The 14,567-nt window shown below is 44.1% G+C and carries 8 protein-coding genes; all 8 read right to left on the reverse strand.

The features are described from left to right. Window positions 1-330: 330 nt before the first annotated feature. The 8 genes from FPZ44_RS26085 to rpoB all read right to left on the reverse strand — a co-directional run bounded on the left by FPZ44_RS26085 (window position 331) and on the right by rpoB (window position 14,337). The gene (locus FPZ44_RS26085) at window positions 331-1,665 is read right to left on the reverse strand and encodes a globin-coupled sensor protein (RefSeq protein WP_144995547.1); all 1,335 of its coding nucleotides are present in this window, start codon (window positions 1,663-1,665) and stop codon (window positions 331-333) included. A gap of 214 nt (window positions 1,666-1,879) precedes the next feature. Further along, the gene (gene tuf, locus FPZ44_RS26090) at window positions 1,880-3,070 is read right to left on the reverse strand and encodes an elongation factor Tu (protein WP_144995549.1); all 1,191 of its coding nucleotides are present in this window, start codon (window positions 3,068-3,070) and stop codon (window positions 1,880-1,882) included. A 110-nt stretch (window positions 3,071-3,180) separates the two neighbouring features. Next, window positions 3,181-5,256, reverse strand: a complete 2,076-nt coding sequence (gene fusA / locus FPZ44_RS26095; protein WP_144995551.1) for an elongation factor G — start codon at window positions 5,254-5,256, stop codon at window positions 3,181-3,183. Between the two features lie 56 nt (window positions 5,257-5,312). Beyond that, window positions 5,313-5,783, reverse strand: coding sequence for a 30S ribosomal protein S7 (gene rpsG, locus FPZ44_RS26100; protein WP_144995554.1), 471 nt, complete (start codon window positions 5,781-5,783; stop codon window positions 5,313-5,315). A gap of 53 nt (window positions 5,784-5,836) precedes the next feature. Beyond that, complete coding sequence (rpsL, locus tag FPZ44_RS26105; RefSeq protein WP_028595122.1) at window positions 5,837-6,256, reverse strand: 30S ribosomal protein S12; 420 nt, start codon at window positions 6,254-6,256, stop codon at window positions 5,837-5,839. A gap of 155 nt (window positions 6,257-6,411) precedes the next feature. After that, entirely contained in the window at window positions 6,412-6,660 is a 249-nt protein-coding gene (locus FPZ44_RS26110) for a ribosomal L7Ae/L30e/S12e/Gadd45 family protein (RefSeq protein WP_144995555.1), read from the reverse strand. 328 nt (window positions 6,661-6,988) lie between these two features. Then, window positions 6,989-10,609, reverse strand: coding sequence for a DNA-directed RNA polymerase subunit beta' (gene rpoC / locus FPZ44_RS26115; RefSeq protein WP_144995557.1), 3,621 nt, complete (start codon window positions 10,607-10,609; stop codon window positions 6,989-6,991). 185 nt (window positions 10,610-10,794) lie between these two features. Continuing rightward, the gene (gene rpoB, locus FPZ44_RS26120) at window positions 10,795-14,337 is read right to left on the reverse strand and encodes a DNA-directed RNA polymerase subunit beta (protein ID WP_144995559.1); all 3,543 of its coding nucleotides are present in this window, start codon (window positions 14,335-14,337) and stop codon (window positions 10,795-10,797) included. Between the last annotated feature and the right edge of the window lie 230 nt (window positions 14,338-14,567).

The raw sequence follows: 14,567 nt of genomic DNA on the forward strand, positions 1-14,567 counted from the left end.
GCATCGGACATACTCCGTGAAAATTTTCCTTCACACTCCCCCATGGCAAAGGGGCCGGGTGTGTCGGTAACCTCTCACATCATCGCAACGTCGACGAACAACATTCACTATTATATATAATAGTCCCGACAATTGCAAGCATTTATTTAAAATCATTACGAAACAATTCCTTCTGTAATAAGGTTTGAACGTTCTGATGTCCTGCATCTGTCGGGAACTATTCGTCTTCTGCTGTTGTCCATTATATAATGAAGCAATTCAATTTATCTACGGAAATCTATTCCACCGTTATTTCACTATCATTGTAGATTAATAGAACGATCAAATAGACTATAAAGAACTAATTCGATTTAACTGCTCGGCTGATGAAGCAACTTGTTCGGTTGATTCGCTAATGCTTTGAATTGCATCAGATAAGCTTTGAATATTATTACTAATGACATCTAGTTGTGAAGCGCTTTCAGAAATTTCGCTAACGATATTCGAGATCTTCTCCATTGTGAGCTCTGCGTTCGTTCTTACTTGCCCAGCATTGCTTTGTACTGCTGAAATCACCTCTACTACCGTTTTTGTTACCTCTGTAGAATTTACAATTAGATTTTCAATATTATTGACGGTTTGTTTCGTACTTACAGCAAGCTTGTTAACCTCTTTAGCTACAATTGAAAAACCTGCTCCGCGGTCACCAGCATGTGCTGCTTCAATTGAGGCATTCAAAGATAATAGATGTGTATGATCAGCTATTGAAATAATAGACTGGGCAATTGATGCAATATGTTCAGTTGTCATTTTAAGTGCACTCATATGTTGTTCAACCTGCTGTATATCTGTGTCAATCTGTTGAATACTAACAGTTAACTGATCCATAAATATTTTGCCTTCTTCAGCATTTCGTTGGGTTGCTTTAGATGAATTTGCAGTATGTTGAGTAGAATTGTTCAGTTCAATCCCATACGAGACCATTTCTTGAATTGCATCATTGGTGCGAATAGATAACGAGGCTAATTGTTCACTTAGTTTACTAATTTGTTTATGCAGCTGTTCCTTTTGACGAATATGTTCTGTCTCTGCTTCTTGTCTTTTTATTTCAAAAAACTCAAGTACGAGCTGTTGTTCGAGATTCAATACTTTATTGAAACTATGTACAACTTGTATTGCTAACTGTGGGTTAGTTGCATGCAACATCAATCGCTCAAACACAACTGCTTGTACTTTTTGAAAAGCTCCCATGTACCACTTCGGTTCCAATCCAATTCGATAATGAATAGCAGCAATACGCATACGCTTTTCCAAATACGTTTCATTAATAAGACCATCAAACATTTCCTCAATGTGCTTGCGTAATGTTACTTTCAATTTCTCAACACTACTATGCTGATTGATCATTTGCTTTAGAGACTCCACCTGTAAAACAGAAGCATAAAATGCCTCACTGATTTCATCAAACCAGGGTAGAATATAAGGTTTAGCCAAATGAAGCATTCCTAGATCTTTGGTTGTAAGCTGGATCATGTGTAATTGAGACCATATCTGATGATCTTTAGAAAATTGTATAGTCCCCTCTTTATCAGCCCGTTCTAAATCAAAATCCCACTTTTCCATAGCGTCATTTCGATTAACAAACTCATTTCCTTTATCTTTATTATACCCCCATCGCTTAAACATTCATTGTACACTCCCCCGTAGGAATCTTTTGTGTTTATGGAGTTTTATTACATCCCTTTCATTATAATCATGTACATAGTCAATCGCATACAAAATATTCGAGCAATTATTAAAATAATTATATAGTGATATTTACAGAGTGATACAGCTGCATATATCAAAAAAAGTCCTTCTCCCGAAGGAGAAGGACTTTTATCAATATCGCTAAGCGATATTACTTGATGATTGTAGCAACTGCACCTGCACCTACTGTACGGCCACCTTCGCGGATAGCGAAACGTGTACCTTCTTCAATCGCGATTGGATTGATAAGGTTTACAGTAACTGTGATGTTGTCACCAGGCATAACCATTTCAGTACCTTCTGGAAGGTCGATTACACCAGTTACGTCAGTTGTACGGAAGTAGAACTGTGGACGGTAGCCAGTGAAGAAAGGCTTATGACGGCCACCCTCTTCTTTAGTCAATACGTACACTTGTGCAGAGAACACAGTGTGCGGCTTAACAGTACCTGGCTTAACCAATACTTGACCACGCTCGATGTTGTTGCGGTCTACACCACGAAGCAATGCGCCAACGTTGTCACCTGCTTGAGCGGAGTCAAGCAATTTACGGAACATTTCAACGCCCGTAACAACGGATTTGCGAGTTTCTTCTTGGATACCAACGATTTCGATCTCGTCGCCGACTTTGATCGTACCACGCTCTACACGACCTGTAGCAACTGTACCACGGCCAGTGATGGAGAATACGTCCTCAACAGGCATCAAGAAAGGCTTGTCAGTGTCGCGCTCTGGTTGTGGGATATAAGTGTCGATTTGTTTGAACAATTCAACGATCTTTTGAGCCCACTCACCATCAGGGTTTTGAAGAGCTTCACGAGCGGAACCACGGATGATTGGCGTGTCGTCGCCTGGGAATTCGTACTCGCTAAGCAAGTCGCGAACTTCCATTTCAACCAATTCAAGCAACTCTTCGTCTTCAACCATGTCGCATTTGTTCAAGAATACAACGATGTAAGGAACACCTACTTGACGAGAAAGCAAGATGTGCTCACGAGTTTGTGGCATTGGACCGTCAGCTGCAGATACAACCAAGATCGCGCCGTCCATTTGTGCAGCACCAGTAATCATGTTTTTAACGTAGTCAGCGTGACCTGGGCAGTCTACGTGTGCGTAGTGACGAGTATCAGTTTCGTACTCAACGTGTGCAGTAGAAATTGTGATACCGCGCTCGCGCTCTTCTGGAGCTTTGTCGATTTGATCGAATGCTACAGCAGCACCACCGTAAGTTTTGGACAATACAGTTGTGATTGCAGCAGTCAAAGTTGTTTTACCGTGGTCAACGTGACCAATAGTACCGATGTTAACGTGTGGCTTATTACGCTCAAATTTTGCCTTTGCCATTTGAACAATTCCTCCTTAAGTAGATGGAATAATATAGTGTGATGGTTGCCTGCAAGTTCTCACTTACAGACAATCCATGAATATAATTTAGTTAAGAAATAATCGTTAGATTATTGACCTTTAACTTTGGAAACGATTTGTTCAGCGATGTTGCGTGGTACTTCTTCATAGTGAGAAAGTTCCATTGCGAACACGCCGCGTCCTTGTGTACCGGAACGAAGAGTTGTGGAGTAACCAAACATCTCAGCGAGAGGTACCTTAGCACGGATTACTTGTGCACCAGCACGAGAATCCATACCTTCGATACGACCACGACGGGAGTTCAACATACCCATAACATCGCCCATGTACTCTTCCGGAACTGTAACTTCAACCTTCATGATTGGCTCTAGCAAGATAGGATTACATTTTTCCTTAGCAGCTTTAAGCGCCATGGAACCTGCAATCTTAAACGCCATCTCGGAGGAGTCAACGTCATGGTAAGAACCATCGAAGATTGTAGCTTTGATATCTACCATCGGGAAGCCAGCCAATACGCCGTTCTTCATCGATTCTTCGATACCAGCTTGAACCGGAGCGATGTATTCACGAGGAACAACACCACCGACGATTTTGTTGACGAACTCAAATCCTGCACCTGGCTCTTGAGGTTCGAATTCGATCCATACGTGACCGAACTGTCCACGTCCACCAGATTGGCGAACGAACTTACCTTCAACTTTAGCAGAAGATTTGAACGTTTCACGATAAGCAACCTGTGGGTTACCTACGTTCGTCTCAACTTTGAACTCACGACGCATACGGTCAATGATGATCTCCAAGTGAAGCTCACCCATACCCGCAAGAATCGTTTGTCCAGTTTCTTCATCTGTGTGAGCACGAAGAGTTGGATCTTCCTCAGTCAATTTACCGAGTGCTACACCCAACTTATCTTGGTCAGCCTTAGTCTTAGGCTCAACCGCGATCTCGATAACTGGATCAGGGAAGTTCATAGATTCCAAAATAATTGGATTCTTCTCTTCACACAGTGTATCGCCTGTACCTGTATCTTTCAAACCTACTGCAGCTGCGATGTCACCGGAGTAAACTACATCGATTTCTTCACGGCTGTTAGCATGCATTTGAAGGATACGGCCGATACGCTCGCGTTTGCCTTTTGTTGCGTTCAATACGTAAGATCCGGAGTTCAATACACCAGAGTATACGCGGAAGAACGTCAACTTACCAACGTAAGGATCCGTCATAATCTTAAACGCAAGTGCTGAGAACGCCTCTTCGTCAGAAGATTTACGGATAGCTTCTTCACCATCCTCCAATGTACCTTTAATGTCAGGTACATCAACTGGAGCTGGCAAGTAGTCAATAACTGCGTCCAACATAAGCTGAACACCTTTATTTTTGTAAGAAGAACCACAGATAACAGGGAAGATTTGAACGTTTACTACACCTTTACGGAGACCAGCTTTGATTTCTTCAATCGTAAGCTCTTCACCTTCAAGGTATTTCATCATCAATTCTTCGTCAAGCTCTGCAACCTTCTCGATAAGTTCCATACGAAGTTCTTCAACTTTCGCTTTGAACTCTTCTGGAACGTCAATAATATCAACATCGCGACCAAGGTCATCTTTAAAGATGTGAGCTTTTTGCTCAATCAAATCAATGATACCTTTGAAGTCGTTCTCTGCTCCGATAGGCAATTGAATAGCTACAGCATTCGCTTGCAAACGATCTTTCATGGTTTCAATAACGTTGAGGAAGTCAGCGCCAATGATGTCCATTTTGTTTACGTAAGCAATACGAGGTACGCTGTATTTATCAGCTTGACGCCATACTGTCTCGGATTGAGGCTCAACGCCTTCTTTAGCAGAGAATACGCCTACTGCTCCGTCCAATACGCGAAGGGAACGCTCAACCTCTACCGTAAAGTCAACGTGACCCGGAGTATCGATAATGTTAACACGATGACCTCTCCATGCTGCTGTTGTAGCAGCGGAAGTGATCGTGATACCACGCTCTTGTTCTTGTTCCATCCAGTCCATTGTTGCTGCACCTTCGTGCACCTCACCGATTTTGTGAGTACGGCCTGTGTAGAACAAAATACGCTCCGTTGTTGTTGTTTTACCGGCATCGATGTGAGCCATGATTCCGATGTTACGCGTATTCTGCAAGGAGAACTGTCTAGCCATTGTTGGGAGTCTCCCTTCAAAATAAGAGTTCGGAGAAACGAACTCGCATTAGCATCCTACCAACGGTAGTGAGCAAATGCTTTGTTCGCTTCAGCCATCTTGTGCGTGTCTTCGCGCTTCTTAACAGATGCACCAGTGTTGTTGGAAGCATCGATAATCTCTGCTGCCAAACGCTCTTGCATTGTTTTTTCACCGCGGTTACGCGAGTAGTTAACCAACCAGCGCAATCCCAAAGAAGTACGGCGCTCAGGCTTAACTTCGATAGGTACTTGATAGTTAGCACCACCTACACGGCGAGCTTTAACTTCAAGAACTGGCATGATGTTTTTGATTGCTGCTTCAAATACTTCCATAGGGTCATTGCCTGTACGTTCTTGGATAAGATTGAATGCATCATACAAGATTGTTTGAGCAACACCGCGTTTACCGTCGATCATAATACGGTTGATCAGACGAGTAACCAACTTGCTGTTGTATACCGGATCCGGCAACACATCACGTTTAGTAACTGGACCTTTGCGTGGCATGTGTATCCCCCTTTCTCAATAAGATCATGAATTATGTTCATGAGCTTTTTTCATTATGCTTTTTTCTTTGGACGCTTCGTACCATATTTGGAACGAGCTTGCATACGGTTGTTTACACCTGCAGTATCCAAAGCACCGCGAACGATGTGGTAACGTACACCCGGAAGGTCTTTTACACGGCCACCGCGTACAAGCACGACACTGTGCTCTTGCAAGTTGTGACCAATACCTCCGATGTAAGCAGTAACCTCTACACGGTTAGTCAAACGAACACGCGCATACTTACGAAGTGCGGAGTTCGGTTTTTTAGGCGTCATAGTACCTACACGAGTACAAACACCACGTTTTTGAGGTGCACTCAAGTCTGTCTCCGTACGCTTCAAGGCATTGAAACCTTTTTGCAAAGCTGGGGATTTAGACTTAGTTACTTTAGCTTGACGGCCCTTACGGACTAGTTGGTTAATAGTTGGCATGATTGCCACCCCCTCATTATAGAATCAACTGTTGTTACCTGGTATATTAAGCCCACAGATCCAGGCGGTTCATAAATGGGCAAATGAAAAGTTTTTGCTCCCGGAAACTTCAATACATTCCGTCATCCTTCACAAAAACAATGGGTTACCTATTCTTATTTGACGACTACTGCCATAGCAGCTCCGACTTCAATACCACACAGTTTACCAAGCTCTTGCATTGTGATGACTTCCGTCACTTTAACATTTCGCTTCGTACAAAGTGATGTTATCTTTGAAATCAGTTTCTTGTCGGCATCTAAAGCAACATAGACTTCAATGGCCTTACCTTGCTCTACCATCTTAGTTGTCTGTTTCGTCCCAATCTTGATGTTTGTGTCCTGTAGACTCTTATCATTAGACATGAATCATGTTCCTCCAAAAGTAACAGGTTAACCTCTTGGGCACACTTCGATATATTATCACTTGGTTTATTCCATGTCAAGAACATTTTTGATAAAGAATTTATCATTCGCTTCACGTACTAGACTACCATTAATACCGTTAAGCAACATTTTCTCGACTTTTCTACTATACCATCTTGTCCGAGATTTTCAATAACAAACGTTTGCCATTATATCTAGCAACAAGCTGCTTCATATCCATATAAAAACCGTTAGGAGGGGCTGTATGTACAGCCCTCTAACGGCTATATATTAAGCTATATTAACCAGCAGATAGATCTTTAGTGAATTAGTCAGCTACGCTAACTACTTCTTCCGAATCCAATGCCTCTTCATTCGTCTCTTCAAGCGGGTTGATTACTTTAACACTGCGGTAACGGTTCATACCTGTACCTGCAGGAATCAACTTACCGATGATAACATTCTCCTTCAGACCAAGCAATTGGTCTACTTTACCCTTGATCGCTGCATCTGTCAAGACACGAGTTGTCTCTTGGAAGGATGCTGCGGACAAGAAGGAATCTGTCTCAAGAGACGCTTTAGTAATACCGAGCAATACTGGTTTAGCAACAGCCGGCTCATTGCCAGCCAAGATCGCTTCTTTGTTCGCTGTTTCGTATTCATAAATGTCTACGAATGCGCCTGGAAGTAGCGTTGTGTCTCCAGCATCGATAATACGGATCTTACGAAGCATCTGCTTAATCATAACTTCAACGTGCTTATCGTTGATTTCTACACCCTGGTTACGGTATACGCGTTGAACTTCCTGAAGGATATAGTTCTGAACGCCACGAATACCTTTAATGCGAAGCATTTCTTTAGGGTCGATAGAACCTTCTGTAATCTCGTCGCCCGCCTCAATCGTCTGACCTTCATGTACACGGATACGAGATCCGTAGCTAGCTGCATAGACTTTTGTCTCAGCTTCGCCTTGCACTTCAACCTCACGACGATCTTTTGTTTCACGGATTTCTTTGATTACGCCGTCGAGCTCAGAGATAGTCGCTTGACCTTTCGGATTACGCGCCTCGAACAACTCTTGGATACGCGGTAAACCTTGTGTAATATCGTCACCCGCAACACCACCGGTGTGGAACGTACGCATTGTAAGCTGTGTTCCTGGCTCACCGATCGATTGCGCAGCGATGATACCAACTGCTTCCCCGATCTCAACGAATTTACCTGTTGCCAAGTTACGACCGTAACATTTCTTACACACACCATGACGTGCACGGCAGCTAAGAACGGAACGGATTTGTAGTTTCTTGACGCCAGCTTTAACAATTGCATCCGCTTTGTCAGAATCAATCAATTCGTTACGGTTAACGATAATTGAACCTGTTTCTGGATGACGAATCGTTTCAAAGGAATAACGACCTTCAACACGGTCATACAAACCTTCGATAACTTCTTTGCCGTCAGAAATATCCGCAACAAGGAAGCCTTTATCTGTACCACAATCGTCTTCGCGTACGATAACATCTTGTGCTACGTCAACGAGACGACGTGTAAGGTAACCGGAATCCGCTGTACGAAGTGCTGTATCGGCAAGACCTTTACGCGCACCGTGCGTGGAGATAAAGTACTCCAAGACCGTAAGACCTTCACGGAAGTTCGATTTGATTGGCAACTCGATGATACGACCAGACGGATTGGCCATGAGACCACGCATACCGCCTAGCTGAGTAATCTGCGATTTGTTACCACGGGCTTTGGAGTCAACCATAAGCATTATTGAATTGTAGCGTTCCATCGATTTCATCAAGATATCTGTAATGACATCCTTAGACTTCGACCATACTTCAATAACTCGGTCATAACGCTCTTCATTCGTGATTAGACCACGACGATATTGGTTCGTAATAACCTTAACTTTATCATCAGATTCTTTCAATACCTCGATCTTCTCTTGCGGTACGATAACGTCAGATACCGCAATAGAAATACCCGCACGAGTCGAGTACGTGAAGCCGAGCTGCTTGATTTGGTCCAAGATAACAGCTGTTTTAGTTGTATGGAACGTCTCAAAGCAACGTGCAATGATTTGACCCAAATAATCTTTACCTACTGCACCAGTCTGCGGAATATTTTCGATATACTCACGATAGTTCGCGCCTTTATCGTAAATAAAGTAGTGTTCTGGTGTTCCCTCGAACAAGTTTTGCTTCGTCGGCTCATTGATGTAAGGGAAATCAGCTGGGAAGATTTCATTGAATATAATACGCCCTACCGTTGTAACGAGAAGAGCATCTTGTTGTTTTTCTGTAAAGCACGTCTTACCAAGTGCTTTAACTGGAATGATGACACGAGCATGTAAAGAGGCAACATCACGCTGATAAGCGGAAACTGCTTCATTCATGTTCGACAAGATCATTCCTGTACCTTTAGCTTCTTTGTTATCCATCGTCAAGTAGAAGGATCCGAGGACCATATCCTGGGATGGTGTAACAACTGGCTTACCGTCTTTCGGGTTCAAGATGTTGCCGGAAGCGAGCATTAGCAAACGAGCTTCTGCCTGAGCTTCTGCGGACAACGGAACGTGAACCGCCATCTGGTCACCATCGAAGTCAGCGTTATAAGCTGTACATACGAGTGGATGAAGCTTTATCGCACGGCCTTCAACCAAAATTGGTTCGAATGCCTGGATACCGAGTCTGTGAAGCGTAGGTGCACGGTTAAGAAGAACTGGATGTTCACGGATTACTTGCTCGAGAACGTCCCATACTTCTGGACTAACACGTTCAACTTTGCGCTTCGCACTCTTAATATTGTGAGCCAAACCTTTGTTAACAAGTTCTTTCATAACAAACGGTTTGAACAATTCAAGTGCCATCTCTTTCGGCAAACCGCACTGATACATCTTCAAGCTCGGTCCTACTACGATAACCGAACGTCCGGAGTAGTCAACACGTTTACCCAGCAAGTTCTGACGGAAACGCCCTTGCTTACCTTTCAGCATGTGGCTGAGGGATTTCAATGGACGATTACCTGGTCCTGTAACTGGACGACCACGACGACCGTTGTCAATGAGCGCGTCAACAGCTTCTTGAAGCATGCGCTTCTCATTTTGAACGATAATGTCTGGTGCACCCAAGTCCAGAAGACGCTTCAGACGGTTATTACGGTTAATAACACGACGGTACAAGTCATTCAAGTCAGAAGTCGCAAAGCGACCGCCATCCAACTGTACCATTGGACGAAGCTCAGGTGGGATAACTGGCAATACATCGAGAATCATCCAATCCGGGAAGTTACCAGAGTTACGGAATGCTTCGATGACTTCCAAACGCTTAATCGCACGGTTACGGCGTTGGCCTTGTGCCGTACGAAGATCTTCTTTCAACGTTTCGAGATCTTTATCGAGATCAAGGTCTTGAAGCAATTTCTTAACTGCTTCAGCACCCATACCTGCTTGGAATGCAGGGCCGTACTTTTCACGGTAGCTGCGATATTCCTTTTCGGAGAGCAACTGTTTCTTTTCAAGAGGTGTATCACCTGGATCCGTGACCACGTAAGATGCGAAGTAAATAATCTCTTCGAGTGAACGTGGTGACATATCAAGTGCCAAGCCCATACGGCTTGGAATACCTTTGAAATACCAAATGTGAGATACTGGAGCTGCCAATTCAATGTGACCCATACGCTCACGACGTACTTTTTGACGCGTTACTTCAACACCGCATCGATCACAGACAACACCTTTGTAACGAACACGCTTGTATTTACCGCAATGACATTCCCAGTCTTTCGTCGGTCCGAAGATTTTTTCGCAGAACAAACCTTCTTTTTCCGGCTTGAGCGTACGATAGTTGATTGTCTCCGGCTTCTTTACTTCACCGCGAGACCACGAACGGATCTTTTCGGGAGAGGCAAGCCCAATCTTCATAAATTCAAAATTGTTGACGTCCATCTAGGAGCGACCCTCCTTAATCTGTACTTGAGATCACCGTCTACTGTTAGACGGCCTAGTGAACTTCGTTCTATCTTCGAGCAAATGTCTCCCTAAGAACAACAAATTCCCTAGAACAGACGGTTATACACCATGTAACGATAGTAGGCAGCTAATGCTGCCTGCTATCGTCCTGCTAGTTCTATTTATTCAGCTGCGTAATCGTCATCCAAACCAAGGTTCAGCTTGTCTTGAGGACCATCATCATCCTCATCGAGTTCACGCATTTCAATTTCTTCTTCATTCTCTGTCAGAATCTTAACGTCCATACCTAAGCTTTGAAGCTCCTTAATCAATACCTTGAAGGATTCTGGAACACCTGGCTCTGGCACGTTCTCACCTTTGACGATCGACTCGTACGTTTTCACACGGCCAACAACGTCATCGGACTTGACAGTAAGAATTTCTTGCAACGTGTATGCAGCACCGTAAGCTTCGAGTGCCCAAACCTCCATCTCACCAAAGCGCTGTCCACCGAACTGAGCTTTACCACCCAGCGGCTGCTGAGTAACGAGAGAGTAAGGACCTGTAGAACGCGCATGGATTTTATCGTCAACCATGTGCGCCAGCTTAATCATGTACATAACGCCGACAGTAACTTCACGCTCGAAGCGCTCACCCGTACGTCCATCGTACAATACGGTTTTACCGTTGCGTTGCATACCTGCTTCTTCCATTGTGTCGAATACGTCATACTCCGTTGCACCGTCAAATACCGGTGAAGCAGTATGCATACCCAAGTAACGTGCTGCCATACCCAAGTGAACCTCAAGTACTTGACCGATGTTCATACGGGAAGGAACGCCTAGTGGGTTCAATACAACTTGAACCGGCGTACCATCTGGCAAGAATGGCATATCCTCTTCAGGCAAGATACGAGCGATGACACCCTTGTTACCGTGACGTCCCGCCATCTTATCTCCCTCAGAGATTTTACGTTTCTGTGCAATATATGCACGCACGAGTTGGTTCACGCCTGGTGGCAATTCATCACCATTCTCACGTGTGAACACTTTGACATCAACAACGATACCGTCAGTTCCGTGAGGCACACGCAAGGAAGTATCACGAACTTCACGTGCTTTCTCACCGAAGATTGCATGGAGCAAACGCTCTTCAGCCGTCAACTCAGTAACACCCTTAGGTGTAACTTTACCAACGAGAATATCGCCTGCTTTAATCTCAGCACCAACACGGATAATACCGCGTTCGTCTAGATTTTTAAGAGCCTCTTCACCGACGTTCGGGATGTCACGCGTAATTTCTTCCGGTCCAAGCTTCGTATCACGAGCTTCAGACTCATACTCTTCGATGTGAATGGACGTGTACACGTCTTCTTTCACAAGTTTCTCAGAGAGAAGAATCGCATCCTCATAGTTGTAACCTTCCCACGTCATGAACGCAACGACAACGTTACGACCGAGTGCCAATTCACCCATTTCAGTGGAAGGACCGTCAGCCAGAATATCGCCGACTTTGACGATTTCGCCGCGCTTAGCAAGCGGACGCTGGTTGATACAAGTTCCTTGGTTAGAACGCATGAACTTCTGCAATTTATGCTTAACGAGATCTCCACGAACTTCGCGGCCATCTACCATTTGAATCTCACGAACTTGAATTTCGTTCGCACTTACACGCTCAACGACACCGTTAATCTTAGAGACAATACATACACCGGAATCTTTAGCCGATTTATGTTCCATTCCCGTACCAACAAACGGAGCCTGCGGAATAAGCAATGGCACCGCTTGCCGCTGCATGTTTGATCCCATGAGCGCACGGTTAGAGTCATCGTTCTCCAAGAACGGAATAAGCGCTGTTGCAACGGATACTACCTGTTTAGGCGAAACATCCATATAGTCAACACGTTCTGTTGGCATTGTAAGAATGTTATCCGATTGCTTGTTGTAACGAACGATTGTTGCATCATCACGGAATGTTCCATCTTCATTAAGAGGAGCATTCGCTTGAGCGACAACATAGTTATCTTCTTCATCCGCTGTCATGTAATCAATATGTTCGGTTACTTGACCTGTCTTAGGATCAACCCAACGATACGGAGCTTCAATGAAGCCATATTCGTTCACACGCGCAAACGTGGACAAGGAGTTGATCAAACCGATGTTCGGACCCTCTGGCGTCTCGATTGGACACATACGTCCATAGTGAGATGGGTGAACGTCTCGAACTTCGAAGCCTGCGCGCTCACGCGTCAAACCGCCTGGCCCTAGCGCGGAGAGACGACGCTTATGCGTCAACTCAGCCAATGGATTCGTCTGATCCATAAACTGCGACAACTGAGAGCTACCGAAGAACTCCTTAATTGATGCAATAACCGGACGAATGTTGATGAGCGCTTGTGGCGTAATCACATTCGCATCTTGAATGGACATACGCTCACGAACAACACGTTCCATACGGCTTAGACCGATACGGAATTGGTTCTGAAGCAATTCACCAACAGAGCGCAAACGACGGTTACCTAAGTGGTCGATATCGTCCGTGCTTCCGATGCCATGCAGCAAGTTAATGAAGTAGTTGATAGACGAGATAATATCTGCTGGAGTAATGTTCTTAACAGACTTATCGATAATCCCATTTGCAATCAACTTCACAGTTTTGCTGTCATCAATCGGTGAATATACGTTAATCGTTTGCAATGGAATATCGTCCGCTTCGTGTACTCCACCAGCTACATGATGAATCTTGAAGCCAATGTTGCTTTCCAAGCGCGGCAATATTTCATCTAACAAACGGCGGTCAATCATTTGACCTGCTTCAGCAACAATTTCACCCGTATCCGGATCAACCAATGTCTCAGCTAGACGCTGATTGAAGAGACGGTTTTTGATGTGAAGCTTTTTATTAATTTTGTAACGACCTACGTTCGCCAAGTCATAGCGCTTTGGATCGAAGAAACGAGCGATAAGCAAGCTTCTTGCGTTATCCAATGTCGGCGGTTCACCTGGACGAAGACGCTCATAAATTTCGATAAGCGCTTTTTCAGTAGAGTCTGTATTGTCTTTATCAAGAGTGTTGCGAATATATTCATCATGCCCGAGCAAATCTAAGATTTGTTCGTCAGTTCCGAAGCCCAATGCACGAAGAAGTACCGTTACTGGGATTTTACGCGTGCGATCGATACGAACATAGATAATATCCTTCGCATCGGTCTCCAACTCAAGCCATGCACCACGGTTCGGAATTACTGTAGCCGTATAGTTCTTTTTCCCGTTTTTGTCGATTTTTGTGCTAAAATAGACACTCGGGGAGCGAACTAACTGGCTGACAATTACACGTTCCGCACCATTGATGATGAACGTTCCGGTTTCTGTCATGAGCGGGAAATCTCCCATAAATACTTCCTGCTCTTTTACTTCACCGGTTTCTTTATTAAGAAGACGCACCTTTACACGAAGCGGTGCCGCATATGTTACATCGCGTTCTTTAGATTCATCGACCGAGTACTTTGGCTCACCTAAGCTGTAATCGATAAATTCCAGAACTAGATTACCTGTGAAATCCTGAATCGGAGATATGTCTTGGAACATCTCTCGCAATCCTTCATCCAAAAACCATTGGTACGATTTCTGTTGGATTTCAATCAAGTTCGGAACTTCGAGAACTTCTTCGATGCGCGCATAACTACGTCGAGTGCGTCGTCCATATTGAACAAGATGTCCTGCCAACTTATACTCACCCCTCATGTCTACTCAAAAAAATTGGATTGCGAATCCTTTTCGATATCCTTTATAATAAAGTCCACGAAAGAGACTCTAAAACACCTAAAGTAAGAAACAAACACAAAAAGAAAACATACGCTCATAACAAAAACGCTTATAACGCATATTTGCAATGGACGCCGTTTCCCCATTCCGCCGTTTCGGTGTTGTCATAGGTTCTTCATATTCGATAGATT

This window comes from Paenibacillus agilis, from assembly GCF_007786455.1.
Taxonomy (GTDB): domain Bacteria; phylum Bacillota; class Bacilli; order Paenibacillales; family Paenibacillaceae; genus Paenibacillus_B; species Paenibacillus_B agilis.